This window comes from Actinotignum sp. usb-actsch-213, from assembly GCF_059085665.1.
Genome location: NZ_JBHNSQ010000034.1, coordinates 31,252 through 58,074, shown reverse-complemented (window position 1 = coordinate 58,074; position 26,823 = coordinate 31,252). Strand labels below are relative to the sequence as shown.

Below are 26,823 nucleotides of genomic sequence, written 5' to 3'. Positions count from 1 at the left end.
GAATCCACGCTGCGAAACGGAGAGACTATGAGCGACGCGACTGCCCAGGACGCGACGTATCGGCGTACCCAACCGATGCTCTTCGGCGATCCTCTTCCCGAGCTCGACGCCGAAACCGGCTACCGCGGTCCGATCGCCTGCAAGGCCGCAGGCATCACCTACCGCCAACTCGATTACTGGGATCGGACCGGCCTCGTTTCGCCTACCGTCCAAAACGCTTCGGGTTCCGGCAGCCAGCGGCTCTACTCTTTTAAGGACATTCTGGTCCTTAAGGTGGTCAAGCGCCTCTTGGATACCGGGGTATCGCTCCAGCAAATTAGGGTTGCTATTGCGCAGCTCAAGGATCGCGGGGTGGAAGATCTGGCCGGCATCACCCTCATGTCCGACGGCGCTTCGGTCTACGAATGCACGTCCGATGATGAAGTCATTGATTTGGTCAAGGGTGGCCAGGCTGTTTTCGGCATCGCGGTTGGCCGTGTCTGGCGTGAAATCCAGGGTTCGCTTTCAGAACTTCCCACCGAACGTGCTGAAGAAGAAGTGGTTGATGAATTGGCGCAGCGGCGGGCTGCCAAGCGCCGCCGCGGTGCATAACTCACAATTCTTTTACCATCCAGGTCCGTTGCCGAAGTGCAGCGGACCTGTTTCGTTTATTATCAAGTCTCCAGGTAACTCTTGTTCATTTCCTACCCTGGCGAGCAATGCCACTCAGCAGTATAGAAAGCCGGCACCGTTACCACGTAAACGAAACCTCTGGAGGAAGCTTTTATAGCTTCGTTTCCAGAGGCTTCGTTTACATTACTGTTTTCCCGTAACCGTAGTGGCTACTTGCCGTAGTTATTTTCTGTCCCAATGGCGCAACCGAACGAAGGCAAGGCCGGTGGCAAGAAGCAGTACAACTCCTGCAATACCACCAGCTGCTGCCGTTCCTGTATGCGCGAGCTTTTTGGCGGAAGTGGAACTGATTGCATTGTCGGTACCCGAATTGGTGGGATTAGGGCTGGGAGTCCCCGGTTTCGTTCCCGGATCACCACCAGGCTTCGTCCCCGGATCACCACCNGGCTTCGTCCCCGGATCACCACCAGGCTTCGTTGTTATTTTCTCCCATTGACCAGTGAGAGTAATGTCACCCGTAACTGAAGTGGAGAAATCATAAGGCTGACCGTCCTTAAACCAGCCAATGAACTTGTATCCATCCCGAACAGGAGGTGCGATATTTTCGGCCTGTTTGCCATGAAGTACCTGCCGGTTACCATCCGGTGTTACCCCATCGTCATAACGGTAAGTAACGTTGTATAGAATCTGATCCCACTCCGCAGTCAAAGTAATATCAGATTTAACCGGGGTAGCGAAATCATATTGATGACCATCGAGATACCACGCGATGAAGGCATGACCTTCCTTAATCGGATTCTCAGGTTCTTGTGCGGGAGATCCAGCTTTAACCTGCTGGGAAGGAATTACGTTTCCGCCACGAGTATCGAAAGTAACCGTGTACTTAGCGACGGCAGCCCACTGTCCATACACAGTTGTGTCAGCCGTAATCGGGGTGGTGAAATCGAAAGGCTGTGTGAAGCTTTCATCTTTGAACCATCCCTTGAAAACGTGATCCTTTTCTTCCGTGTTAACGGTCGGGAAACCCGGCTGGGAAACCACAGTATTACGACTTACCTTAACTGAAGATTCGGCCTTGGTAGAACCATCGGGAAGGAGCTGCTTGAAATTCACAACAGGCTTCGGAACAACCCGAACCTTTACGGTATCTTCCGCATAGGAACGAAGGCCCATCTCATTGTCCTGCCAAATCCAATCAGCAAAAGGACCTGCTTGTAACGTGAGCTGGTACTCGCCTGGGGTGGACGTATCCACACTACCGGAAGCTACGCGATACATAGGCGCATCGTTTCCGCTAAGGATGGTGGTCCACTGATAATCAGGGTTCTCTTCAGTACCCGAATTCTTCAAATAGCTATACGAATCAACAAGTTTCTTTAGGTTAGTCTGGGCTTTATCGACCTCTTCCTGTTTCCGTTGAGGTCCTGTATAGAAGTCACTGCCCTCCTCAATCTCGTATACGGTATCGATAGCATTGAACTTGACCCGATTTTGCTTTTCTCCCCACAGACCAATATTGAAATTCTGCGTGGAGCCATCCGGATAGATGTAGTGCGCTTTCTCAATGGGAAGGCCCGGTGTCGGATCATAGATTGCCATCAAATGCGGAGAGTACTCAAATTTCTCAACGAGCTGTAGAAATCTCATATGTGCGGCTGGATCATAGCCAGTGAGATAATGCTTGTTGGGCTTATCCGCCTCGGAATAGGCGGCAAGTTCCTCACGAGTCATCGAGAAACTAATCTCACCATTAGCATCAGTGGTGAAGAATTTCCCTTTATTTCCGTTGATAATCTCGCTATTGCGTTCGAACCAGAGATTCAACCCGGCAACGGGTTCTTTCGTCTGATCATCAACATACTTCAGCTTGAATTCATACGGTGTGCTCTGATCGGCGGGGAATGCCACATTTGATTCGGTCGGGGTATTCCCATACTTAGTATCCCGACCGAGGACATTCGCTGACGAATGGGAGCGTTCCAGGTGGCGCTTCGGAACGACTGTTACCGTTCCTGTAGCTTTGGTGGTCTTCCCTCCACTATCAGTGAGGGAGAATTCGATGGTGTAATCCCGAACCTTGTTATACACGGAATACTTCGGTTTATCTTTCCCTTCCGTGAAACCACCCTTATTCGTAACGACAACGTCATCACTTCCGAGCTGAGAATCTTCTGCGTCCCCGGCTTTCACGATCATGCGTTTCAGATCGAAGGGATATGTGCTCGCGATTGTGACGTTTTGTATTTCCAGGGTCGGAGCGGTGTTATCCGGCGCAGCCCAAGCCGTGCCGAGCGTAGCGCCGGTAACCATAATTCCGGAAACCAAACCCGCGGCGATGGTGCGAAGCCGATTCACCCCCTGTCCAATTTTTTCTTCCCGTAGTTTCATCTGCAATCCTTTCAACAGCGCCACCGAGGGCACACTTCGACGCGCACATTCTTGACACTGTGACTTGATATTTTGCACCAGCTATAGTGACAAGATGACAATACCGAGTTTCTTACTGTATTTGTTTAGAGTCATGTGATTTCGAGGAATACGAGAGCACTCAACGCTGCCCTTGCGGAATAAACAGCCCTCTGACCTTGGCAAATGCGAGGTTGTTTCATTTTAGTGATCTTCGAGCTACTAACCAAGAAGATGTTTCTCAGCTTTATCTTTACGCGATGCAACAAAGGACCCCGATGTGTCGTCACCATAAGTAGCGACGCATCGGGGTTCTTTTAATATTTAAAGGTGAAAATACAGGGGGATCTCACTCGTTCTATCGGCGCACGGCCGGGGTATCCGTTCCGTTGCCGTCCCAGTCCCCGAGGAAGACCGTATCAGCGTGGCGCCCATAGGCAAGAGTCGCTTCAGCATCTCCTCCGGTGAGGCGGTTACTGATGTGGAAGGTGTTTCCGCGGCGCACCGCGAAAGTATCCTTACCATCCCCGTCGAAGTCCCCGGCGAAGACCCGGTCATCGGCGCGTCCGTAGGAGAAGACCTGCTCAGCATTCCCACCAACTAGCGAGTTCTGGACATAGAAGGTATTTCCGCGGCGCACCGCAAAGGTATCCTTACCATCCCCATCAAAATCACCCACGAGGACTTCGTCGCCAGCGCGTCCGTAGGAGAAGACCTGCTCAGCATTCCCACCAACTAGCGAGTTCTGGACATAGAAGGTATTTCCGCGGCGCACCGCGAAAGTATCCTTACCATCCCCATCAAAATCACCCACGAGGACTTCGTCGCCAGCGCGTCCGTAGGAGAAGACCTGCTCAGCATTCCCACCGACCAGCGAGTTCTGGACATAGAAGGTATTTCCGCGGCGCACCGCAAAGGTATCCTTACCATCCCCATCGAAATCACCCACGTAGACCTCGTCGCCGGCTCGACCGTAGGAGAAGACCGCGGAGGCAACTGTTGCCGTCCAACTATTGGAGACGAAGAAGGTATTGCCGTGCGAGGCCGGGGGAGTGGCCGGCTTGCTCGGTTCCTCACTGGGTTCCGGTTCCTCAGTCGGGCTCGGCGCAGGCGCGGTCGGCTGCGGATTTTCAGTGGGCGCAGGTGCCGGAGGTTCTTCCGTCGGCTCCGTGCTCGGCGTGGGTTCGGGGGCCGGCGTCGTCGGCTCGACCGAGGGTGTCGGCACCGGGCCTGGCGTGGTCGGATCGACCGTCGGATCGACCGTCGGTTCCACGCTCGGAGTCGGTGCAGGAGCCGGAGTTGTCGGCTCGACGCTCGGGCTTGGCGCGGGCGCGGTCGGTTCCTCGCTCGGGGTAGGTTCCGGCGTGGGAGTAGGCTGCGGCGTCGTGCATTCCTTGACGCAGAAGGGCGCCGTCACGAAGGTTTCTTCGCTGGCACTGCGGGCGAAGCCGGGAAGGGTGTCACCGGTCGGCTCAGTTGTTCCGCCGCCGGTACCTTTGACGACCCGCAACTCGAAGACATAGCGTCCCGGGGCGGCCGCGGTGCGCGTCGTCGCCGAAGCTGATTCGAGGTAGGTACCGTCCCAGGCGAAGCGCCCCAGATCGGTACGCCCCACACCGTCCTCACTATGCACCACGTTATTTTCCGAAACCGGAGCGCCCTTCGAGCCATCCTCGTTCGCGTGGAAGACCCGGATCTCCAGTTTCCGCACCGGGGAATCGATATGGTATTCCACCACCGGAACCGCGCCGTTGGCGTAGTCCATAGCGTAGGCGAACAGTTCGGAATTGGGAGCATTGGAGTACTGCGCACCCTTATCCAGGCACTCACCCTTGTAGATGGTGGCGGGGTTGGGGCAAGCAATGAGCTTCGTCAGAGAAGGCGGATCGTAGGCGAGCAGATTCGCCAGATCCGGACGCTTTTGGGCGATATCCGGGCGGATGTCCTTGACCTTCCACGTGGTGTGCAGGAATTGTAAGGCGTTTTCGTAATCGCCCTTGAGACCCGCAAAGGGCACCTGGTAGGTGGAATTATCATCGCCGTGCACCACCACATAACCGCCGTACATCGTCCCCTCGGGCACGTTCGTCGGATCGGTCACGGAAACCTGTACCTGGGCTTCTGCCCCGGGCTGCACCGTCACCTGCGCTGGGCTAATCGCCACCTGAGCATCGGTCCCGTTGTAGCTGGTGAAACGATCATGCGGCCCGCTGGTGGCACGCACGTGGGTATCCGCCGTGAAGGTGTAGGTGACAGGCGCTGCCGAGGCGTTGTGCACGGTGAGCGTCGTCGTTTCCTGCACGTCAGAATCGCCCAGAGAAATCTTCGCGGGAGTGATAGCGGTGGGAACTCCGCTGGCATTCGCGCCCGGCTCCGTGACGGCGGTCAAGGCCGCGGGAAGGTTGATGAGGCCGGCACCCTGGCGGTGCGTGGCAAGCTTCGGGGCATCCGTGCTGCCATCCACGGTCACCAGATCAGCGGTATTCTGCAAAGCCGTGCGCACCTGCGCCGGCGTGAGCTTCGGATTGGCTTGGAGCAGCAAAGCGACACTTCCGGCCACGTGCGGGGCAGCCATCGAGGTACCTGAAATCGTCTTCCACGAGGGCGTCACCTCATCATCGACCGGCCAAGCTGAATAGATATTGCCACCCGGGGCGACGACATCCGGCTTGAGCTGGAGATCCGCTGCCAGGCCCCACGAGGAGAAATCGGAAATCTTCCCACCGGTGGGGGAGGCGGCCACTCGCTTCGCGTCCGTCCATTCGAGGCTCGCGTTTCCAGCAGCTACGGCCTCTTCGAAGCGCTCGCCCTGTTTTTGGGTAACCGCGATGACCGGGATCGTTACGGGCGGGTTTCCGGCGATGGTTGCGTTAATGGTGCCGGGTTGGTTGTTGTAGATGATAACCGCTGCGGCGCCGTCGTCCTGCGCGGCACGCGCCTTCTGGTAGAAGGTCGAGGTTCCACGGGAGATAAGCACTGCTTTCCCGGTAAACGGTGTTCCGGGCAGGTCAACGGCACCGGTTTTTTGCCCTTCGGGATAGGCGACGACGTCGAGCCTACCCGCAGTGGGTACCGCCGGTGATTCCGTTACATTATCGAATCCCTCGGCCGCGCCGTTGAACATAACAACCGGGCGTAGTACGTGGGTATTGTCCACCGAACCCACCGCGATAACCGAGGGGCCCACCGCCGGAGCACTACCGGAGAAAATGCCCTTCGCACCGGAATTACCCTGCGAAGCCGTCACGACCACGCCGGCGGCAACGAGATTTTCCGATGCCACCGCGGTGGGGTAGTTGGGCCAGGTGGCGAAGGCCGCGCCGATAGACATATTGACAACGTCCATCTTGTCGCGCTGAGCGCGTTCGAGAGCGGAAAGAATGACTTCGGAGCTGGTAGAACCCGTGCACCCGAACACTCGGTAAGCACCGATCACAGCATCGGGAGCCACGCCCTTGAACTTACTCTCCGGATCATTACCTGCGGCGATACCGGCAACATGCGAACCGTGCCCGCCGCCGGCTCCACAATCATCGGGAAGAGCATCCGGGTGGGGGACCGGCTGGAAATTCGGATCACTGCGATCGGTATTAAAGGAATCGCCCACGAAATCGTAGCCGGTCACGATCTTGTCATTGGGGAAAGCACGCTCACCCTTGACACCGTTCCCACCGAAAGCCGGGTGATCAATAGCCACGCCGGAATCGATAATTCCTACGCGCACGCCCTTGCCGGTGACTCCAAATTCTTCATTGGCCACGCTTGCGCCGGTCATCTCCCGCGCAGAATACATATCGGGAGTTTCGCCGGGGCGGTTTATTTCCGCATTCGAGTCCACCTCGGCGGGCCGTTCCACCGTGAGGACCGGGTAAACACCGATGACATTAGCGTCGTTAACGTAGCGCGCCAGTTCCACCGAATCAGCTTCGACGGTCACGCCATTCCAGACGTGCTGGTAGGAGGTGTCTACCTCGCCACCGTCATCTTCGACCGTCTGGGTGAATTCCCGCTGTTCACCCGCGATGCGGGCGGAGGAACCACCGCGAATAAGAGGTTCGCTCTTAAGCTCAATAAACCATTTCCCGGTGAAATTCGGATCACTTTCCGCCGCGGCGACCGTAGCACGGATGTCGAGGGGAGCGTGCCCATCCGATTCCGTGGCCGCCGCGGTTGCGGGAGCGAGAGCGCCGCCCATGAGTGCGGCACACGCACAGGTGACGCCCAATCGGCGCCAGCGTGGATGCTCAGCCATACATTTCCTTCCTGATAACTGGCCGCAGGCCCGAGCGTAGAGATATGTACCCAGGTCAACGGCATGCCAGCAATTTTGCCGAATATCTTAAATAATCAAAATTGATAGTCCAGAGTGTGAACGACCGGCGGAACAGTATGTGAGAGTGGAGGGTAGGAGCAAGCGCGGGACCAAGAGGGGAGCGAGCGGGGCTCAACATATGCTTCGCGCGGCACCGCCCGGCCGTATTTTGACATAATGTACATTATCGGCAAGTAGCGCTAGAGCGCCAGGAATTCTGTCCAGCCCCTCTTTAACGCGTCATCGCACCCGTTTCCGGGACGTAACCACCGGGGCGCGCGGCGCCGTCGTTAATATGGAAACGGAGAAACGTAACGCGAGCAGGTGAGCTCGCGAGGAAGGATCACAATATGGCTGAACGTTCCCTGCGCGGAATGCGCATCGGAGCCAATTCGCTCGAGACCGATGACAATGTGGTGTTCGTGGATCGCCAGCAGGTGAAATACCGCTGCACGAACGGCCACGAATTCGGGGTCGCCATGGCGGTGGACGCCGAAGTTCCTACCGCGTGGACGTGCCGCTGCGGTGTGGAAGCCGAACTTATTGAAGGTGAAGGCGTGGACGACCGCAAGCCGCCCAAGCCGGTGCGTACCCACTGGGATATGCTCATGGAACGCCGTAATGAAGATGAGCTCAAGGTGCTGCTGGAGGAACGCCTCGAGCTACTGCGTGAAGGTAAGCTGCGCTTGCGGAGAAACCGCTAATAGTCAGCTTCGACCACGCGGCACTTAATTTTGCAATATTTAATGCCGCGGCCGACGCAGGTGGGAGGCGGCGCGCTTCGCGAAATCGCGCAGCTGCCTCCCCCTCCGCGTAACGCCCATCACCGTGGTGCGCTTGAGTGATTCGGTAAACACCGAGCCGGAAAGCTTCGACTCCCCCGCCTCGCGCTCCGAAAAAGTGATGGGCATCTCAACAATGTGGCCACCGCTGCGCGCCACGTGATCGGTCATATCCGTCTGGAAGAAGTAGCCGCGTGCTTCTACTGAATCCAGGTTGAGTCGCTCCAAAATATCCGTGCGATAGACGCGATATCCCGCGGTGGCATCACGGACCGGTAGCCCAAGCATCCCTTGAATATAGAGGTTCCCCAGGCGCGAGAGTGCCTCGCGGGGCTTGGACCAACCGTCAATTTTTCCACCCCGCACGTAGCGCGAGCCGATCACCAGATCCGGCCGGTCGGACATCGCAGCGCGCTCCAGCAGCAGGGGAAGCTGTTCGGGATGATGGGAACCATCCGCATCCATCTCCACCACATGGCTATATCCGTGCTCAAGTGCCCAACCGAAAGCCGCAATATAGGCGCGCCCGAGGCCATCTTTTTCGGTGCGGTGCAGCACGTAAATCTGCTCATCGCGCCCGGCTAGATCATCGGCGATGTTCCCGGTACCATCCGGAGAATTATCATCAACAACCAGAATATCCGCCTCGGGCACAGCCCGGCGGGCCCGCTCGATGATCCGCGGAAGATTCTCCGCCTCGTTGTACGTGGGAATCGTGATGAGAACGTGCACGACTAACCTTTCTTCCAGCGCAGCCTTGCGTACCACACCCATGCTATACCGCCGGCCGCGGCCGCCGCAGCCAGAACCCCATTCCGGTAGTGCGGGTAGAAACGTGCCGCCGGGGTGAGACCCTCATGAAGGGTCACGGTGGTGGTATGCGCGGCTTGCGTCCACGCTTCGGTACGTTCGCGTACCGCACCATTTGTTTCGACGACGCCGGAAATTCCCACCGTGGAAACCTGGAGGGCAATGCGCTGGTATTCCACCGCTCGGAAACGGACCATATCGAATTGTTGGGCGGATTCAGCACTATCCCCAAAAGAGGCGTTATTGGTGGCCACCACGTAGAGCTGGGCACCTTGGCGAATCGCCTCGGAGCCCACGTCTCCGAGCGCCACTTCAAAACAAATCGGGGTGGCCAGGCGCACGGCGGTATTCTTCGCGCCCGTGGTGCCGTTTTTGCCACCGGGGCGGCTCTCCCCCGGCGCGCGCTCCTCCACCGGGATGTCAAGAACCGCAGGTGTGGTGCCGGCCCGCATATCAACAGATACCAGATCAACCGCGGAACTAAACTTTCGGAAAAAATCTCGATAGGGCATATATTCCCCGAAAGGAACCGGGTGCTGCTTGCTGTATACAGCGTTTACCTCTCCCCCGGTCTCGGTGGGGAGATAGACAACAAGGTCATTGGTGCGGCTCATGGCTTGCCCGGTAGCATCGCGCTCATAGGATTGGGTCCCCAGGAGCAGCGGGACGCCCAGATAGGTCGAGGCCTCGCTCACGAGGGCCCGGGCGCGCGGATGCTCGCGAATATCGTGATCGGAGGCGGATTCCGGCCACACGACCAGGTCCACCTCCTCGGGATTGATTGCCCGAGTTGCTTGGGTGAGATTCTCGGTGACGGTCAGGGCTTGATCACGCCCTTCCGGAAGGCTGCCCACCCGCGGGACGATCCCCTGCACGTAACCCAGGCGCAGCGTACCTGCGGGTGCGGTGGTGGGAAGAGGAAGCGCCCAGGGCGAAGCGAAGATCAGCGCGCTACTGAGCGCCAGACCGGCCCCGACGAATAGCCGACCGCTGCGCACCCGAATAAAGGCCAGACCGAGGGCTGCCCCGCATAATACAACCGCGGCGGAGACCAGCATGGTGGAGCCCCAGGGAGCCAGCCGCACCAGCGGGCTATCTACCTGGGAAAAAGCGAGGGTGCCCCAGGCAATACCCCCGAAGGGCCACAGGGAACGTGCTAGTTCCGCGCCGGTCCATACCAGAGCTACCGCAGGGAGGAAAAGCAGCGGGCAACGAGTCCAGCGTGCCTGGATCATGGCACTCCAGGTTGCCACCACCACGCCGGTGAACAGTGCTTGCGACAAGGCGAGAGCCAGTTGGGGTATGAGATCCCCGGATGCTTCTCCGGCCCAGGAAAAATGCAAGGAGAAAAATACGAATCCGGCAAGAATGCCGTAGGCGAAACCCGTACTTGGGCGACATGAGAACGCGACGAGGAGAAGTAGCGCAATACTCACTGGTGCAAGGATGCCGTAGCTCAGGGGCGGGAAAGAGGCAAAGAGCCCAAGACCTGCCAGAACAACGCCGCACAGCCGCAAGAGTACACCGCTCACATAAGCTCCGATCGACGCATGAGGTCACGGGCCTGACGCGCGGTATCACCCAACCAGGTGCCCTCAGTTGCCACCGTGACCTGCCCGAGGACATCAATAATGCGGCGAGCTGCAGAAATGAAATCCCCGGCGGTCATCCGGGCTGATTCCAGGCATGCCTCCAAGCCCACTCCCCCGGCCCAAGCGGCGAAAACATCCGCGCAGCCTGGGCTCAGATCCGGGGTGCGGGTAATCCCATGCTGATATTCCAAGGATTGCAGGTACTGTACCTCGGCACGAGCGACCCGCGCCGCTTCAAAGAGTCGGGTATCACGCGGTAAGGCAGTCCCCAAGCGGTCATCGGCCAAAAACATGGAGACCCATCCGGCCAGGGCCCGCGCGTCCAGACCTCCCTCGGGGAGCTGCGCCAAGCACTGGTACATGAGCAGATCAGCCTCCGTATGAAGTTCGCGCAATTGTGCGGCTCCCGGGCCCATGCGGATCTCATCATCTCCACCCTGGAGCACCCCGACCTCTCGTAAGACCGCTGCGGTGGCATCAAATTCCCGCCCTGCCGAATCGGTGAAAGCCGCGATACGCTGATCGATTTCTTCGATGCGGTGGTGGAGCGACATCCACGTTTGGGCCTCATCGAGGTGTGCGTATAGATGCGGGCAGGAAGCCACCGGATGCGCGGCTACTTTCGGGTCGCGCGGGGCAGCGAAACGTGCCCAGGATGCCAGCAGGTCCCGGTCGATTCCCAAATCGGCGCGCCCCCCTACCAGATCGAGAATGTCGTCAGCGATCTGCTCTCGCACCGCAGCCTTTTTGGTGGACATTCCGAAAGGTACCGTGACCGGGCCGATCTCGCGCATTTCCGAGGCGAGGGAATCTTCATACAGCCAAGCCAGGTTCCCGAACCAATCGATAACGCGCACGCGCTCCGGGGCGGCGGAGAGCACCAGTGCGTAGGAAAGCTCCGTACCAATCGCGTAGGCATATACATAACCCTGGCGCACGGCCGCGAAACTATTGGCGATGCGCTCCCGATAGCGCCGTTTCGCGGCTTTACGTTCAGCTTTCGCGGCTCGCCCGGCGTTCCCGCGCAGCCGCAGATAGTCAAGAAGATCACCGTGCGAGCAACTCAGGCCACTTTCCTCAGTCTCCACCCGGCGTTGAATCCGAGCACGCCGTGCCGCCAGGCCACCCAGCTCCGCATTGCGCTGGAATTGCGCGAAAGAACGCCCCATAAGATCCCGAGCCGCCGCGTAACTCATCCGAGCCAGCAGATTCGTTACCGTGTTATACGACGGCTGGAAAGCGGATATCAAGGGCTCGACCCGCCCCGAAGCCAGATCTGCCAGATACTCCGGATCGGTATCCGCATCGGCTACCACCACTCCGTAGCCCACGTTATCGCGGCCGCGCCGCCCGGCCCGCCCGATGAGCTGGGTGTACTCGGTGGCGCTCAGATCCACAAAACCGTGCCCGTCCCAGCGCTGGAGCTCCTCGAGGACCACCGTGCGCACCGGCATATCGATACCGAGGGCCAGAGTACCGGTTGCGTAGACGATACTGAGGAGCCCACGTTCCATGAGACGTTCGGTCAGCTCTTTGATAGCGGGGAAAACCCCGGCGTGATGAGCTCCGTACCCGCGTTCCAGTGCCGCAGCTGCCCGCTCAAAATGCACGGCGCGCCGATCCGATTCCGTCAGTGTTGCGCGTAGCGCCGCGATCTCCTTGGTGATCTCTGCACGCTGCTCACGGGTGGTGAGGACCTCATTATGGCGCAGCAGCGCCTCAACCGCTTTATCGCAGCCTTTGCGGGAAAAAATGAATTCAATCGCCGGGAGCATGCGCCGCTGGCCGAGTTTGTCAATAATGGCACGGCGCTCGCGATCCGAGATGCGTTTCTTGCGTTCCGCACCGCTCCGGCCCAGCGCATTGCCCAGCGCATTGACCAGCGCCGGATCCGGATCCAGGGTACCCGCGCGGTAAAGTGGGAAGAGTTTGCGGCCCACATGGACGTATTGCGCGAGGGGAACGGGCCGTTTTGTTGATACGACGACGTCCGTTGGCCCGCGCACCGACCGCATCCACGCTGCGAGTTCCTCAGTATTGGCCACCGTGGCGGAAAGCGCAGCCAAACGCACATGCTCAGGAAGCGACAAAATTGTTTCTTCCCATACCGGCCCGCGGTCGGGATCAGCCAAAAAATGTACTTCGTCCAGAACTGCGTAGCCGACATCACGAATATCCGGGGAGTCGTGCAGCAGCATATTACGCAACACTTCGGTGGTCACCACCAAAATCTGCGCCTCCCGATTAATACTCTGGTCCCCGGTGAGCAGACCCACCTGCTCCTCGCCAATCTCCCGTGCCAGTTCCGCGTACTTTTGGTTGGAGAGCGCTTTAATCGGCGCGGTATAGATACATTTTTTCGACGACGCTAAAGCCAGATACACCGCGTAGTGGGCCACCACCGTTTTCCCCGAACCGGTGGGAGCACATACCAGCACATCGTGACCGCGTCCGAGAGCCGCGCATGCCTCCAGCTGGAAATCGTCGAGGCGAATACCGCGGCTAGCGTAGCTTTCCCGATAGTCCTCGAGTAGCAGATCGGTCATCGCTCCCCTTCCGGTGTACCTTCATGACAGACGCACGCAGCGGCGTCGTCGCCCTGCTGCGCGCGTAAGCGCGCGCAATAACACGCCACCGCACGTGCAACCTCCGGCGGCTCCAACGCAATCACGTCGTCAATTTGAACGAGAAGTGAAACGAGCCAGGGAAGTGAGCGCGCCCGAACCTCAATGGTCAGCAGTTCCTCGCCGCCACGCGCTTCAGCGATGCCGAGTTCTTCATCTGCCTCGCGCACCCGCGCGCCAGGGAGGGTTTCGGCCACCCAGCGTGAGGCTCCGGTGACCGTGATCCGCACCTCCGTACCGCGCGGTTCCCACGTGGCTTCCCCGCGGGTGCGCTGCGTTTTCTCGTTTTTCTCCACCTCGGCGAGGGCTTTGCGAGCTGCCGCCCGTTCTGATCTGCTGAGCTTAGCCCCGGGACGGGCCGCAGTTATGCGATCCAGACGGAAATGCCGCAGCCCCTGCGCGGTGAGGGCGCGCAGCAGCGGGGCATCGCCGGCCAGGATAACGAGGGGTATAACGTGTTCGAGCCCGGCGCTCGCATGCGGAAACGGCTCGGTCACGGCGCGTTCGTAGTTGAAGTCAAGGTAGAAGCCGCCCTGGAGTGCGGCGTGCACCGCCTCCATGGTGGCCGCGTCCGCCGCCGGGCGGGAGGATGGCCAGAGGGCACCGTCATATCCGGCTTCCCGCACCGCCTCCCCCAGTGCGGCGCGAGTGGCGGCGAGGGTCGTGGCAGCCGGGCCGGGAGCGGTGACATCCCGGGCGGCATCGAGCAGGGCAGCTACCACCATTGCATCGTCCAAAGTGAAGGGAACAACCGGATCATCGGTCATGGAGCGCAGGTAAACGCGGGTATCCGGCCCTGCCGCCGCACCGGGCTCCGAGGCGTTTTCCGGTAGCTCGGCACCGCCCGGCGTTACCTCAGAATCCAACTCCGCCACGCGCACGGCGGGAGCGGCGCGCTCGGGAAGCTCCAATTCGAAGGGGATATCAAAATCGGCGGTTTCCGCAAGATTCGCATCCCAGAGATAGTCGAGGGTGCGCTTCCAGGAAGGGAACTGGAAATGCGCGGTGAGCTCAGCCAAGGTGGCACCCTGGGGGTGTTCATGCAGGTAGAGCAGCATCCCTAGGGTAGTAACAATATCGGTACTCATCGAGTTTCGCCCTCCCCCGGTCCGCCAGCTTCGCCCAGGTTAATGAGATTCTCTACACGGCGATCCCATTCCTCACGCAGTTCACTAGGTGCGGCGAGACGCACGTCCGCCCCGTAAAAAGCAAGATATTCGAAAATACGATTAAGGCCTAGCGTGGTGAATCGGTAGGCAGACCATCCCACCGGGGCCGGTGCCTCCGCGCAGTTGAGTTTTTCCCCGCGGGCGGTAAGCGCCGCGGCAGCGCCGTCACGAATATACAAAATAATATCGACATCAAAATGCGCACCGCTCACCTCCCCGCGCGGGAACTCGCACCGATCACCCACGCTGAGGGTTCCGGAGATCACGCGACCGAGACGGAAAGTTCGCTCATCCCACGGGCCGAAGTCCTCGCCGCTGCTCGCCCGCGAGCGTGCCAGCCCCGAAACATAGAACATCCCGTAGTGTTCGGCGAAATTCCACGGCTCCACCTCATAATGTTTGACCAGGTCAGCACCCCGGCGGTAATCAAAACTGACCCGGCGCCGGTACTGCAAGGCACGCGCAACCATCCGCGCTGCCGCACCGCCCGGAATCCGGACCCGCAGGTGGGTGGGGACTGCGGCGTCGCCGTTTTCCGGAGGTGCACCCGCGAGCAGTTTCGCCACCCCCAGGCGTGCTGATTCGCCTTGGGGATCGCCGGCCTCGATACTGGAGCGCAAGCTGTGGAGCACCCCGGCCCCAATCCCGGTGACCCGCGCGAGCACCGGAGCCGCAGTATCGTATGAATAACGCCACTGGTTATCGAAAATAATGGGATACCCGGCTTCCCGCAGCTCATCAATATCGCGCTGGAAGGTGCGCAGATCGATTCCCGCTTCGGCATAGGCTGGGATGCGCTCCATGAGTTCCGCCGCGGTGAGGAAACTACCGCGGCGAATCGTGTGGAGGAGCGCGAGCTGACGTTCGCGGCGCCGGCGTCTCTCTTTCTGCTTCACGTACCCAGCCTAGCCGACGGTAGAGTTAAAGCCGTGATGATGTGGCGGAGAGGGAAAATTCTTTCCCTGGGCAAAACATGGCGCGGGGCGCGCGAAGCCGCGGTGGAGCTTGAGGACGGTACCCGCGGGCGCGCGCTCGTTTATCCCGAGCTCGTGGGCGAACCGGAAGTTGGTGATACCGTGCTGCTCCAGGCGAGTGCGGCGGCGCGCGGGCTGGGTACCGGCGGATATTTCTTTGTGTGCGCAATTCCCGAGCGTTTGCCCGTTGATTCCCCCACCCCGGGCCATATTGTTAAGGCCCGGTACACGCCCCTCCAGTACCTCACTCTGGGCGTTGATGAACAAAATTCTCCGCACCACGAGCTGCTGCGCGATGCTGATTCCATCGCCGGGATGCCGGTGGTGGTTGCGGATTTACATTCGGCGCTTCCCGCGATTGTTGCGGGGGTGCACGCGCGCGTGCCGGGGGCGCGTATCGCGTATGTGATGGACGACGGCGGAGCTCTGCCAGCGTGGTTCTCCCGCACCGCTGCGCAATTAGAGGACCTCGGCCTTATCCTGGGCACAATTTCGTGCGGGCAGGCCTTCGGGGGCAAGCTTGAAGCTGTCACGATCTACACTGCCTTGCTAGCGGCGCGCCTGGTGTGGCAGGCGGATGTGGCCGTGGTGGCGCAGGGGCCGGGCAATTTGGGAACGGATACCCGGTGGGGATTTTCCGGGACACGTGTCGGGGAGCATCTCAACGCTGCCGATACTCTGGGAGGAATCCCGATTGCGGCTTTGCGAATGTCGAGTGCGGATCAGCGGGACCGCCACCTGGGGCTCTCCCATCACAGCGTGACAGCTTTGAGGCGGGTGGCCCGCTGCCCGGTACGCTGCCCGGTCCCGGTGCCGGGTGAGGATGCACTATGCCGCGCGGTGCCCGCTGAGGTGGGCGCGCGCCTGGCAGGACAGCTGGAGAAGCTTTTCCAGGTGCCGCACCTGGAGCGGGTGGACGTGGAGGCGGATCCGGTGGCGAGCGCCCTCGCGGATTTCCCGGTACGGTTATCCACGATGGGGCGCTCACTCACCGACGATCCCCTCAATTTCTTAGCGGCGGGCGCGGCCGGTTACGCGGCCGGGGAGCTGGTGGTGCGGGCACAGCAGAGTTGAGCTGCGCGCCTGATGGGCCGGTGGCGCGCAGCTGCGTCGTCGTTCTTATTGCGCGGCGCTACCGGTGAGATCAACGAAAGCATCAGCCGCAGCAACCGGTTCACGTAGCAGTTTCCCGGACATAAACGTGGCCATCGCTTCCCAACGCTGCGCATCCTGCACCCCGAGCGGGGTACGCCCGGCGTAAAGCTCAATGGTATTCGCGAGGACTTTTTCGGCCGCGGCGGCGTTATCCGCTTCACGCAGGGCCGGAACATGCTTCGCAGTGATCTCCACGGTTTCCTTCGGGTTGCTGCGCGCGAAGTTCACGGCGCGGTCAAGAGCTGCGAGCATACGGGTGAAATCGTCACGATGGGCCTCCACGGTGGGACGCAGCGAACCGAGTCCCACGCCTACCAGCGGCAGCCCGCCCGGAAGCATCTCAATGGTACGCACCGGCACCCCCTGGCGTTCCACGCTGGGAACATCGGAGTTGCGGAAACCGATAATCGCGTCCACTTCCCCACTGGCCAGGGCTGCGGCCTGGGTGTAGCCGATGTAGTTCACGCTGATATCTGATTCTGTCCAGTTATGTGCGGCCATGAGCGCCTGGAGAGCATAGTAGTTTTCCCCGTACGGACCGGGCAGCCCGATGCGGCGTCCAGCCAGGTCAGCCGCGCTTTGAATCGGGGAATTGGCCGGGACGATGAGGGTCACGGGATAGTCCTGGTACATCGTTGCCCAATTGACGACGTCGATGCCATTGGAGCGGCCTTCCATCATTTCATCGCCGCCGGCGAAGACCACATCCTCGCTGCCGCTAGAAAGCGCACCGAGGAGGGATTCTTGGGCGCCGTGGTGACGCAGTGTGATATCAAGCCCAGCTTCTTGGAAATAGCCCTGGTCTTCGGCCACGTAGAAGGGCGCGAATTGGATATCGGGAACGTAGGTAAGACCGACGGTGAGGGAGGCGGTGGCGCCCGCGGTAGGTTGTTGCACGGCGGCGGAGGGCGAGCTACTTTCACCGGCTTTGGTGCCGGAGCTACCTCCCGCGCATCCGGCAAGGCCGAGGGTAGCGGCTGCGAGCGTGGCGATGAGTCGTTTCATGGGTGTCCTTTCTTGCGTTGCGCTGCTGTTCGCGAGTGTCGTGCTGGGGTGCGAGCCGTGGCTTTGAGTGGCCATAGTTAACGCACCGCCGCTGTGACGTGTTTTTCGACGGTAAAGATGAGGAGATAGATACTGATGGCGGCGGCAGCCATGACGACGATAACGGCGAACATTCCGGTGATATCTCCGGTGGGTTGAGCCCGTGATAATTCGGTGCCCAGGCCCGCTCCTCCGATAATCATTTCGCCGACGACGGCACCGGTGATGGAGAGGGTGAACCCGGTGCGCAGGCCGGCCAGGATGGAGGGCGCGGCCAAGGGCACGATGATGGGGAAAAGGAGGGTGAGGCGGGCTGCGCCGTCGAGCCGAGCGGCGGCGATGACGTCACGGTCGATAGCGTGTACACCCACCGACGTGGAGACGATAATCGGGAAGATCACCATGATGGTGCACAGCACCACGATGGAGGGCATCCCGTAGCCAATCCACACGACGAGGAGGGGGGCGAGGGCGACGGCGGGGACGGCTTGCGAGGCGGCGAGGAAGGGCTGGAGTGCGCTATTGAGGAGACGCCAGCGCGCCAGGGCAATGCCGAGGGGAACACCGAGGAGGGCAGCCCAGGCGCAACCGGTGAGGGCGGCGGCGAGCGTGTTCCCGAGTGCACTGAGGAGGTAGGGCGGGTGATCGCCGATTCCGAGGAGAGCGGTGGCGAGGCGTTGCCCGACCGCACTGGGTGCGGGAAGAAGATGGTCGGGGACCACCTGGGAGCGGGTAACGACCACCCAGAGGAGAAAAACCGCGAGGAGAGATAGGGTGGCGGGTACCCACGCGGTGCGCGGAGACCGCGGGCGCGGGTGAGAGTTGCGGCGCACGTTGTTCACGTTCTGGTTCCTGACCTTCCCGATGGCCGGGAACTTTGAAGCCAGGAGACGCTGACGCAACGGCACGCCGAAATAGCCTAGCCGAAGTGGGGGCTTGGAGCCCCTCGATGCGCCTCCCATCCGGACTGTTACCGTCGGTTGGGGAATTCCACCCCATCGGCCACGTGCGTGGTTCGCGGACTGTTACCGCCGGTTCAGACTTTCACTGACCCCGGTGCATCGTGTTCTATATTAGCTCTTCACGTGGTGGCTTGCACCCGTTGTTAATTTGCCGCGTGCTGGCACGCGATTGTGGCTAATTCGCGAAGCTTTTCTACTTCAGTGTAGGCATCTTCCGCACGGAAAACTGCCGAGCCCGCCACGAAGTTATTAGCTCCGGCAGCCGCTGCTTGTTCGATGGTAGCGCGGGAGATACCGCCGTCCACTTGAATCCACACGTCCAGCCCAGCTGTCTCAATCGCGCGGCGGGTGCGGGTAACTTTCGGCATCATCGATTCGATGAAACTTTGCCCACCGAATCCCGGTTCTACCGTCATAATGAGGACCATGTCGAATTCGCTAAGGATGTCGATATATGGCTCGATGGGCGTAGCCGGTTTGATTGCAAGTCCAGCACGGGCGCCCTGCGCGCGTAGTTCACGAGCGAGACGCAGCGGAGCTTGGCAGGCTTCGGCGTGGAAGGTGACGGAGGCAGCCCCTGCTTCGGCGTAGGCGGGTGCCCACCGGTCGGGGTTCTCGATCATGAGGTGGGCATCGAGCGGGACCGCGGTTGCCTGTGCTGCCGCTTCGAAAATGGGCAGGCCGAGGGCGAGATTGGGAACAAAGTGATTGTCCATAATATCCACGTGCACGAAATCAGCGTTGGAGATTTTCTCCAGTTCATCAGCGAGATGCCCAAAATCGCAGTTGAGAATAGAGGGGGAAATCTTCACGTCCATGGTGATGATCCTTTCAAGAGCGCCGCGACGCTGGCGCGGATTCGGATGCGGGTTTGAGGATGCGTGCCATATACATGGCATCTGTGTGATGGATATCAGGCCACAGCTGCACGGTCATTCCACGAGAGGCAACCGGGCGCAGCGCTCGCCGGTTCGCGGTGACGGTGACGTCTCCCAGTTCCGCGCCCGCGGTGCGTTCCAAGAAGGCGGCGATGACATCGCGGGTTTCCGCGAGCACCGGGGAGCAGGTTGTGTAGAGCAATAGTCCGCCCGGACGCAGGGCGCGGTAGGCGGAGTCGAGGAGCTCGCCTTGGAGTTGCGTGAGTGTGGCCAGGTCGCTTTCTTTTTTGCGCCACCGGGCTTCGGGACGACGGCGCAGCGCACCCAAGCCAGAACACGGGGCATCCACGAGGATCCGGTCATAGCTATCCGGCTCCTGAGCGCCAATATCGCGCCCATCACCTTCGCGCAGTGCAACGGTATCCGCCCAGGGGGCAACGTTTTCTTCAACGAGATCAAGGCGGTGGGCCTGGGGTTCATTCGCGAATACGCGGGCCCCGCGCCGGGCCGCCGTGGCGGCGATAGTTGCGGTTTTCCCCCCGGGACCGGCGCACATATCCAACCAGGATTCATCCTTCCCTGAGATGGAGGCCTCCGTGACAATGTCGGAGATGAGCTGCGACCCCTCATCCTGGACACCTGCGACCCCGTCACGCACGGGCCAGAGCCGGTGCGGGTCACCGGAGTCTAGGAGCACCGCGCTGGGTACCAGGTAGGGATCTTCCCACGTCATCTTGGCCCGCTCAATCCGGGCTTTGAGGTGCTCGGGTGAAATATTGCGACAGGCTAAAGCTACTTTCGCGGGCGTGTTATTCGCTTCGAGAACGGCTTCCACTTCGGTGGAGCGCCCGGCTGCCGCGAGGGAGGATTCCAGCTGGCGCACGATCCAGCGCGGATGCGAATGCCAAACCGCCAGAAACTCTTCCCTCGATGCTGTGCTATTTTCAATAATTCCGCGCCAGGAATCCCGACGCTCGGAGACTCTCCGCAACACGGCGTTGACGAAACCGGCGATTCCTTGACCGAGTTCATTGCGGGCTAGCGCAACTGTTTCGTTAATGGCCGCGTGGGGAGGAGTTTTCAGCTCAATGAGCTGGTAGCAGCCTAGCCGGAGTAGATCGAGGACTCGCGGATCGATATCCGCGAGGGTACGACCTTGGGAACAGCGGGCGATCATGGCATCCCACCGGCCTTGAAGTCGCAAGGTCCCGTACGCCAAGTTGGTGGCGAAAGCCGCGTCGCTTCGGTTGAGATGTGCCCGGCTTACCATGCCGGGAAGGATGAGATTAGCGTAAGCATCCTCAGTATTAACGGCCCGCAATGCATCATAGGCAACGAGACGGGCGTAGTTTGATGACTGGCGGCGCGGCACCCAGCCGGCGGGACGCTCATTCATGGTGCCCCTCCTTCACTTCCGCATCGAAACGGGTGTGCTCGGTAAGGCGGGCACCGTTGAGCCAGGAGGAGGCATCCATATGGGCCTTGCCGGGCGGGGCAACCCGGCACAATTGGACGGTTCCTTCCCCGCAGCCGATAACGCCACCCGGGCCGATTTCGCCAGGTGCCAAGGTTAGGTGCGTGGCAGAAGTGTCAGGCACAACTATGCGCACTGACTCGATCTTGAAACGTTGCCCGTTGAGGGTAGTCCAGGCCCCGGGGGCAGGGTTGGCGGCGCGAACCCGATCCGCGATGCGTTGGGCGGGCCACTCCCAATTGACTCGCGCCCAGGAAGAATCGAATTGGGGTGCGAGGGTAACTTCCCCCATTTGCGGGTGTGCCTGGGCTTTACCGGCGGCAATGGCATGGAGAGTATCGCTCAATTGGCGCGCCCCGGATTGTGCCAGACGGGCCAGCAGTTCTCCAGCGGTTTCTTCCGCCCCGATTTGGGTAGCTGCACTCGCGAACACGGGGCCGGTATCAAGGCCTTGTTCAATTTGGAAAACACTGGTTCCGGTGGTGCCATCACCCGCTGCGATGGCGTAATTGACCGGCGCGGCTCCGCGCCAGCGCGGCAGAAGGGAGAAATGCAGGTTCAGCCAACCGTGGCGCGGGACCGTGAGGAGGGCTGGCGGAATGATGAGCCCATAGGCAACTACCGCCACGGCTTCGGGGGCGAGCTGAGCGATCTGGTCCTGGACCGCGCTGTCCTTTAACGTAGAAGGTGTGAGCACAGGAAGGCCCAGCTCTGTCGCCACGCGATGGACCGGTGAGGGAGTTAGCACGCGTTTGCGCCCTTGGGGCGCGGGAGCGCGGGTGAGTACTCCAGCGATATCGAAACCTTCATGATGTAGGAGCTCTAAGGCCGGAACCGCTGTCTCCGGTGTGCCTGCGAATAATATTCTCACGTATCAATCCTACCTAGTTCTTTTCTTAGCCTATTCGAGCACGGATGGTTATTTCTAACCTTCATTGATTACAGCGGCGGGTTAACCTGTAAGCGCAGTGAGCCACCCAGCCGCTGGGCAGAGTAGGCACCGTAAGTTTTTCGCGTCTGACGGGTGAGAGTAATACCCCGCGCGAGTTCCGCCCGAGCATAGACGGTGATCTCTCCTGGGCGTGCCCCCGGTACCGGGCCGAGCAGCACTATCCCGGAGGCTAGCTCGAAGGCTCCGCCGGCCAGTAGATCTGCTTCTGTTTCTTTCTTATTTTCGAGCCGCGATTCCCGGGGACCAGCCTCACGCGAAAACTGGGTAAAGAGATGGGGATCTTCCTCTCCCACACGACGATAGAGGGCCGCTCGCAACATGGCCAGGTAGGTACGCACATCCTCGCTGGCTCCTGAGATGCCTACCCAGGTGGCGGTGGGAGGCAAATCCAATTCGGCCCGTTGCTCAAGTAACTCAGCGGCATATTCACCCAGTTCCCATTGCGCTAGCCGATTGAGAAGTGCAGGAGGTGCTCCCCCGGCCACCAGCATATGGCCACCTTCTCCGGCTGAACGAACCCGGGCCGCAACTCGCGCAAGCACCCGAATAAAACGCGTTTCAGCGCCGAGACCTTCTCCGAGGAGGTAGCGTGCATCCAACACCAGCGCAGCGGAGAATCCCCTTTCGGCCTCCGGTTCCGCACCCGGTGTTGCCACCACAATGCGTGGGCGCTGGGAGACGCGCCCAATAATTCCCTCCGGAGAGTGCGATCCGGAAAGAATAATGCCAACACCGGGAAAAGCCCGCCCGATTTCCTCCGCGGTACGTGCTGAACCGATTCGGACAGCTCGCAGCTTTCCGTTCTGGCAGTGCGGACACCGCCAGGGCTGCACTCGCACCCCGCAGCGCTGGCAGCGCAGCGCTTCGTGTGCGGTACGCTGAGCCAGGTTCCCTCCGCATATCGAACACAGAGCACGCTCCCCGCAATAGGTGCAGCACAGCACCGGGATATACCCGCTCCGCGGCACGAGGATAAGAACCGGTCCGTCTTCCAGAGCTCGCCGCAGAATAGGGAATGCAGGTTGGGGCAAGCGCAAGTGATCCGCTTCTCCCCCGGGCCACTGGTGCGGGCCTGAAATATGCGGAAGCGCGACGCGGCGTGCGGCCACGGTGCCATCCAACAAGGTGATGCGGTGTTCGGAAAGCAGCTGGGCGCATTCTTCGCTCACATAAGGAGAAAAAACTAGAAAAGCAGCATGTTCACGCCGAGCACGTTCCAGTACCACGTCACGTGTTGCGAGATAAGGTGAGCGAATATCACGCAAGGTTGAGGCTGCATCATCCATGATGACCGCCAGTCCAAGATCCGCGAGCGGCGCCCAGGCCGCCCCGCGGGTGCCTACCACGATGCGGGTTTGCCCCGATAGCACTGCCAAAAAAGCACGGTAGCGTTTTTCATGTGCTTCCTCGGATACCATGAGAGTGGGATTTTCGCCTACCCGGGAGGCGAGTGTAGCCTGCAGTGCTCTGGCAGCCCGGGTAGTGGGAACAACCAGTAGGACGCTGCGCCCGGCGTGCCGCACCGCCTGTACTGCGCGAACCAAAACCTCTACTCCCCCGGCGGGCCCGGGTAGGGCAGCCATGCAAGCCCGCACGGCTTTCCCTTCCCCCAGTGCCGCGAGGAATTCTGGTCCACCCCGATAGGCTTCCCAAGGTCCCGGTTCAGGAGCCGCGTGAGAGCTGGCCAAGGGGATGGTTTCTTGGGTAGAGGCCAAGAATTCTTTAGCGGCCCGCGCATGCCGTTCCGGGATAGCGGTCCGCAATATGTCAGCGACTGTTCCGGCATACTTATCAGCAAGAGTACGGGCAACCGCATACACCGATGCAGTAAGCACGGGGTATTCCGAGACCACCCTGTACAGGGGGCGCAGCCGCCCGCTGCCTTCCGTAATACTATCCCGAGCAACGATAAATCCGCCTACCCGCTGCGCGCCGAGATCTACCACGACCCGGGTTCCCACCCGGGCACTATCCGCGAACTTTTCGGGGACAAGGTAGTCGAATACTCGATCCATATGAGGCTGGGAATGGAGCACCTGAACATGCGCGACGGGATTGGGTACCTTGGAGCGCACGCGGGTGCGTACCGGGCGCGCTTCGAGAAGGGCGCCTTGCTCCCCCACAAGGGGAAGGGCATCGAAATCAAAGAGTGTGCTCTCCATGCAACCTAGGATATCCCGGCCCCACGACAGAAAAATCCGACGTCAAGCCTCGGGCTCTAGATAGCTCTAGATAGCTCGGAGCAGTTCTTCAACCCGGTCCGTTTTCTCCCAGGTGAATTCAGGAAGTTCCCGCCCGAAGTGACCGTAAGACGCCGTCTTAGCGAAAATCGGCCGCTTGAGTTCCAGGGAATCAATAATCGCCGCGGGACGAAAATCGAAAACCTTCTGAACCGCGTTTTCAATACGGCCGAGTTCTTCTGTTTCCGTCCCGAAAGTATCCAGACGCACAGAAACCGGATGCGCCCGCCCAATGGCGTAAGCCAGCTGGAGTTCGCACCTGGTAGCCAGCCCGGCCGCAACCACATTCTTGGCTGCCCAACGCGCCGCGTAGGCCGCGCTGCGATCCACCTTGGAGGCATCTTTTCCAGAGAAAGCCCCACCGCCGTGGCGGGCCATTCCACCGTAAGTGTCCACGATGATCTTCCGCCCGGTTACACCGGCGTCACCCATCGGTCCGCCCACTACGAAACGCCCGGAGGGATTAACGAGAAGCACGAATTTATCGGTATCGATATCGATATTTTCTTCTTCGAGAACGGGCGTCACCACGTGGTCACGCAGCGTTTCCGTCAGCCAGTCGCGTTGTACATTTTCGTCGTGCTGGCTGGAGATAACCACGGTATTGAGGGCCACGGGCCGCGCACCTTCGTAGTCAATAGTGACCTGAGTTTTACCATCGGGGCGCAATCCGGGGACGACGCCTTCACGGCGCACCAGCGCGAGACGTTCGGCGAAGCGGTGGGCGAGCAGAATGGGCGCGGGCATGAGCGTTTTACTCTCATTGCAGGCATAACCGAACATGAGCCCCTGATCTCCGGCTCCCTGCAGGTCGAAATGATCGTATTCTGCCTCGCTGCTTTCCCGCCGTTCCAGCGAGGTATTAACACCGGCGGCAATATCCGGACTTTGTTCATCGATGGAGATCGTTACGCCGCAGGAGTTTCCGTCAAAGCCTACCTGCGAGGAGTTGTACCCGATCCCGGTCACAACATTGCGGATAATATGAGCGATATCCGCGTAAGCATCCGTGGTCACTTCACCGGCCACGTGCACCAGCCCCGTCGTCACCATCGTCTCCACGGCAACGCGCGAATTCTCATCCGACGCAAGCAGCGCGTCAAGGATGGAGTCAGAGATGAGGTCACACACCTTGTCGGGGTGTCCTTCCGTGACCGATTCGGACGTGAACGGTTGCCGGTAATGCATCGTATCCCCTCGCTATAAATTGAAACTACTTAGTCACTATTAGTCACCAGCTCCTGCCAGGTAAGGCAAGCCTTATTCTATACGTGCTCGGTGGTGAAATGATCGGCTATAAGGCCCGCGATGAGAACAGCCATCTGAGCTTTGCTGCCCGCGCCGCTCGCAACGATCTCACCGGCCGGGGTGACCACAGTGATCTCAGTGGGCACCTCACCAAATCCTGTTTTCTCCCCAACTCGATTGATCACAAGTAAATCAGCGCCTTTACGCCGCGCTTTTTCCCGTCCATAATCTAAGACGCTTCCGCCTGCGTCCCCTGTTTCCGCGGCGAAACCCACGATGAGCTGCCCCGGGCGGCGGCGCCGGTGGGAAATATCAGCCAAAATATCCGGATTTTCTACCAGTTCGACGACGCGTTTGCCGCTGCCGTCTTTTTTCTGTTTACTTGCAGCGGGTTCGGCCGGGCGAAAATCAGCAACCGCTGCGCTCATGACCACGCCGTCCGCATTCTTCACCCGCGCGAGAACGGCTTCGTGAAGATCACGAGCCGAACTAACCGGAACAATCTCAGCACCCCGAGCAAGTGCGGTAATATCACGGGCTACATGGGCCGCCAGTACCGTCACCCGCGCCCCGCGCTCGAGCAAAGCCCGAGCGATTTCCAGACCAAAACGCCCCGAAGAGCGGTTGCCGATAAAACGCACCGGGTCAAGGGCTTCGTGGGTACCACCCGCTGTGACAAGGATGTGCCGCCCGCACAGCGAGGCCTGTTCCGCACTGCCCGGTGCCGCACCTACTTTCGGGTGCGCTCCGGTGAGCATCTCCCAGGATTGTACAAAAATCTCTTCCGGTTCCGGCAGTCGGCCCGGACCGGAATCCGCTCCGGTGAGTTGCCCGCTAGCGGGTGGAATAATATGTACCCCGCGAGCCTGCAGCACCGCAATATTTTCTTGAGTAGCCGGATGCTCCCACATTTGGGTATGCATCGCGGGTGCCATCACCACCGGGCATTGGGCCACCAGCAGGGTATTGAGAAGAAGGTTATCAGCTATTCCCGCCCGGGCCTTCGCAATCGTATTCGCAGTTGCCGGGGCGACCACAACCAGGTCGGCTTCTTTTCCGAGCCGAACATGCGCGACTTCATCAGCATGTTCACTGGTCCGAACAAGAACAGGATGATGTGTCAGAGCTTCCCATGTGGTGGCCCCAACCATCTCCAAGGCGGCCGGGGTGGGAATAACGTGCACATCCGCACCGGCTTTTACGAAGAGCCGGACGAGGTAGGCCGCCTTATAGGCGGCGATACCTCCGGTTACACCGATAACGACGCGCGGTGCGTGCTCTACTTTTCGTCCAGCTGCCATTCGAGCTTGTCCTCGGCGATTTCACGCAGCGCGATGGACAGGGGCTTTTCTTCCGGTTCCGCCGAGACAAGCGCACCGTAATGCTCGATATTGCCGTCCCCGCGCGCCATTTCCTGCTTGTAGGAGTTGATCTGACGCGCACGATCCGCTGCAAGCACGCACAGTGCGTACTTTGAGTCAATCTTCGCGAGAAGATCGTCAATAGGCGGATTGGTAATGCCTTCGGGTTCCGGAACAGTTCCGAACATGTAGTTCCCTTCTGGATAAACGCGGTACCGCACATGGGCA

Annotated in this window: 18 protein-coding genes, 1 pseudogene and 1 riboswitch; of the genes and pseudogenes, 3 read left to right on the top strand and 16 right to left on the bottom strand. The window is 60.1% G+C overall.

Features of this window, described 5'->3' with window-relative positions; all coding sequences use genetic code 11:
* Positions 1–27: 27 nt before the first annotated feature.
* Positions 28–591: a MerR family transcriptional regulator gene (locus AC5RK6_RS03555; protein ID WP_320758282.1), complete on the top strand. Its 564-nt coding sequence runs from the start codon at positions 28–30 to the stop codon at positions 589–591.
* Between the two features lie 243 nt (positions 592–834).
* Here the strand turns inward: AC5RK6_RS03555 and AC5RK6_RS03550 are convergent, their stop codons facing one another.
* Both AC5RK6_RS03550 and AC5RK6_RS03545 read right to left on the bottom strand, forming a co-directional pair.
* Positions 835–1,785, bottom strand: a complete 951-nt coding sequence (locus tag AC5RK6_RS03550; RefSeq protein WP_493926364.1) for an InlB B-repeat-containing protein — start codon at positions 1,783–1,785, stop codon at positions 835–837.
* 1,591 nt (positions 1,786–3,376) lie between these two features.
* On the bottom strand, positions 3,377–7,270 hold the full coding sequence (locus AC5RK6_RS03545; protein WP_320757653.1) for a S8 family serine peptidase: 3,894 nt from the start codon (positions 7,268–7,270) through the stop codon (positions 3,377–3,379).
* 410 nt (positions 7,271–7,680) lie between these two features.
* On the opposite strand from AC5RK6_RS03545, the gene AC5RK6_RS03540 reads away from it, so the two are divergent.
* Positions 7,681–8,034, top strand: a complete 354-nt coding sequence (locus AC5RK6_RS03540; RefSeq protein ID WP_126134462.1) for an RNA polymerase-binding protein RbpA — start codon at positions 7,681–7,683, stop codon at positions 8,032–8,034.
* Between the two features lie 39 nt (positions 8,035–8,073).
* On the opposite strand, the gene AC5RK6_RS03535 is transcribed toward AC5RK6_RS03540, so the two are convergent.
* The 5 genes from AC5RK6_RS03535 to AC5RK6_RS03515 are packed head-to-tail and all read right to left on the bottom strand — an operon-like array spanning position 8,074 to position 15,203.
* A complete protein-coding gene (locus AC5RK6_RS03535) occupies positions 8,074–8,844 on the bottom strand; it encodes a polyprenol monophosphomannose synthase (RefSeq protein ID WP_320757652.1) in 771 nt (256 codons plus the stop codon).
* Between the two features lie 2 nt (positions 8,845–8,846).
* Positions 8,847–10,454: an apolipoprotein N-acyltransferase gene (lnt, locus tag AC5RK6_RS03530; RefSeq protein WP_320757651.1), complete on the bottom strand. Its 1,608-nt coding sequence runs from the start codon at positions 10,452–10,454 to the stop codon at positions 8,847–8,849.
* Positions 10,451–13,060, bottom strand: a complete 2,610-nt coding sequence (locus AC5RK6_RS03525; protein WP_320757650.1) for a DEAD/DEAH box helicase — start codon at positions 13,058–13,060, stop codon at positions 10,451–10,453. Before AC5RK6_RS03525 ends, lnt begins: the two co-directional genes overlap by 4 nt.
* Entirely contained in the window at positions 13,057–14,226 is a 1,170-nt protein-coding gene (locus tag AC5RK6_RS03520) for a helix-turn-helix transcriptional regulator (protein WP_320757649.1), read from the bottom strand. The genes AC5RK6_RS03525 and AC5RK6_RS03520 overlap by 4 nt, the downstream gene beginning before the upstream one ends.
* Entirely contained in the window at positions 14,223–15,203 is a 981-nt protein-coding gene (locus tag AC5RK6_RS03515; protein WP_320757648.1) for a helix-turn-helix transcriptional regulator, read from the bottom strand. The genes AC5RK6_RS03520 and AC5RK6_RS03515 overlap by 4 nt, the downstream gene beginning before the upstream one ends.
* A 36-nt stretch (positions 15,204–15,239) precedes the next feature.
* Between AC5RK6_RS03515 and AC5RK6_RS03510 the strand changes: the two genes are divergently transcribed.
* Positions 15,240–16,355, top strand: coding sequence for a DUF3866 family protein (locus tag AC5RK6_RS03510; protein ID WP_320757647.1), 1,116 nt, complete (start codon positions 15,240–15,242; stop codon positions 16,353–16,355).
* Between the two features lie 45 nt (positions 16,356–16,400).
* Here the strand turns inward: AC5RK6_RS03510 and AC5RK6_RS03505 are convergent, their stop codons facing one another.
* From AC5RK6_RS03505 to rpoZ, 9 genes and pseudogenes are all read right to left on the bottom strand, one after another.
* Positions 16,401–17,441: an ABC transporter substrate-binding protein gene (locus tag AC5RK6_RS03505; protein WP_320757646.1), complete on the bottom strand. Its 1,041-nt coding sequence runs from the start codon at positions 17,439–17,441 to the stop codon at positions 16,401–16,403.
* 77 nt (positions 17,442–17,518) lie between these two features.
* A complete protein-coding gene (locus tag AC5RK6_RS03500; protein ID WP_435730827.1) occupies positions 17,519–18,388 on the bottom strand; it encodes an ABC transporter permease in 870 nt (289 codons plus the stop codon).
* A 38-nt stretch (positions 18,389–18,426) separates the two neighbouring features.
* A riboswitch (FMN riboswitch) is annotated at positions 18,427–18,545 on the bottom strand.
* 40 nt (positions 18,546–18,585) lie between these two features.
* Positions 18,586–19,260, bottom strand: a complete 675-nt coding sequence (rpe, locus tag AC5RK6_RS03495) for a ribulose-phosphate 3-epimerase (RefSeq protein ID WP_320757644.1) — start codon at positions 19,258–19,260, stop codon at positions 18,586–18,588.
* Positions 19,261–19,273: 13 nt separating this feature from the next.
* Positions 19,274–20,716 carry an RsmB/NOP family class I SAM-dependent RNA methyltransferase gene (locus tag AC5RK6_RS03490; protein ID WP_320757643.1) on the bottom strand — a complete coding sequence of 481 codons (1,443 nt, stop codon included), beginning with the start codon at positions 20,714–20,716 and terminating at the stop codon, positions 19,274–19,276.
* Positions 20,709–21,665 carry a methionyl-tRNA formyltransferase gene (gene fmt / locus AC5RK6_RS03485; protein ID WP_320757642.1) on the bottom strand — a complete coding sequence of 319 codons (957 nt, stop codon included), beginning with the start codon at positions 21,663–21,665 and terminating at the stop codon, positions 20,709–20,711. Before fmt ends, AC5RK6_RS03490 begins: the two co-directional genes overlap by 8 nt.
* Positions 21,666–21,733: 68 nt before the next feature.
* Positions 21,734–23,908: a primosomal protein N' family DNA-binding protein gene (locus tag AC5RK6_RS03480; RefSeq protein ID WP_435730826.1), complete on the bottom strand. Its 2,175-nt coding sequence runs from the start codon at positions 23,906–23,908 to the stop codon at positions 21,734–21,736.
* A 66-nt stretch (positions 23,909–23,974) separates the two neighbouring features.
* Complete coding sequence (metK, locus tag AC5RK6_RS03475; RefSeq protein ID WP_320757640.1) at positions 23,975–25,174, bottom strand: methionine adenosyltransferase; 1,200 nt, start codon at positions 25,172–25,174, stop codon at positions 23,975–23,977.
* Between the two features lie 77 nt (positions 25,175–25,251).
* Entirely contained in the window at positions 25,252–26,535 is a 1,284-nt protein-coding gene (coaBC, locus tag AC5RK6_RS03470; protein WP_435730825.1) for a bifunctional phosphopantothenoylcysteine decarboxylase/phosphopantothenate--cysteine ligase CoaBC, read from the bottom strand.
* Positions 26,535–26,783 (bottom strand): annotated as a pseudogene (gene rpoZ / locus AC5RK6_RS03465) (DNA-directed RNA polymerase subunit omega); the annotation flags it as partial. The gene coaBC and the pseudogene rpoZ, both read right to left, overlap by 1 nt.
* Positions 26,784–26,823 lie beyond the last annotated feature (40 nt).

What these genes read in the sequence shown, in the direction of transcription:
- metK (WP_320757640.1), bottom strand. Translation starts at nt 25,174, where the DNA reads ATGCATTACCGGCAACCGTTCACGTCCGAATCGGTCACGGAAGGACAC.
- AC5RK6_RS03545 (WP_320757653.1), bottom strand. Translation starts at nt 7,270, where the DNA reads ATGGCTGAGCATCCACGCTGGCGCCGATTGGGCGTCACCTGTGCGTGT.
- AC5RK6_RS03540 (WP_126134462.1), top strand. Translation starts at nt 7,681, where the DNA reads ATGGCTGAACGTTCCCTGCGCGGAATGCGCATCGGAGCCAATTCGCTC.
- rpe (WP_320757644.1), bottom strand. Translation starts at nt 19,260, where the DNA reads ATGGACGTGAAGATTTCCCCCTCTATTCTCAACTGCGATTTTGGGCAT.
- AC5RK6_RS03480 (WP_435730826.1), bottom strand. Translation starts at nt 23,908, where the DNA reads ATGGAGAGCACACTCTTTGATTTCGATGCCCTTCCCCTTGTGGGGGAG.
- coaBC (WP_435730825.1), bottom strand. Translation starts at nt 26,535, where the DNA reads ATGGCAGCTGGACGAAAAGTAGAGCACGCACCGCGCGTCGTTATCGGT.
- AC5RK6_RS03510 (WP_320757647.1), top strand. Translation starts at nt 15,240, where the DNA reads ATGATGTGGCGGAGAGGGAAAATTCTTTCCCTGGGCAAAACATGGCGC.
- AC5RK6_RS03505 (WP_320757646.1), bottom strand. Translation starts at nt 17,441, where the DNA reads ATGAAACGACTCATCGCCACGCTCGCAGCCGCTACCCTCGGCCTTGCC.
- AC5RK6_RS03520 (WP_320757649.1), bottom strand. Translation starts at nt 14,226, where the DNA reads ATGAGTACCGATATTGTTACTACCCTAGGGATGCTGCTCTACCTGCAT.
- AC5RK6_RS03555 (WP_320758282.1), top strand. Translation starts at nt 28, where the DNA reads ATGAGCGACGCGACTGCCCAGGACGCGACGTATCGGCGTACCCAACCG.
- AC5RK6_RS03525 (WP_320757650.1), bottom strand. Translation starts at nt 13,060, where the DNA reads ATGACCGATCTGCTACTCGAGGACTATCGGGAAAGCTACGCTAGCCGC.
- AC5RK6_RS03490 (WP_320757643.1), bottom strand. Translation starts at nt 20,716, where the DNA reads ATGAATGAGCGTCCCGCCGGCTGGGTGCCGCGCCGCCAGTCATCAAAC.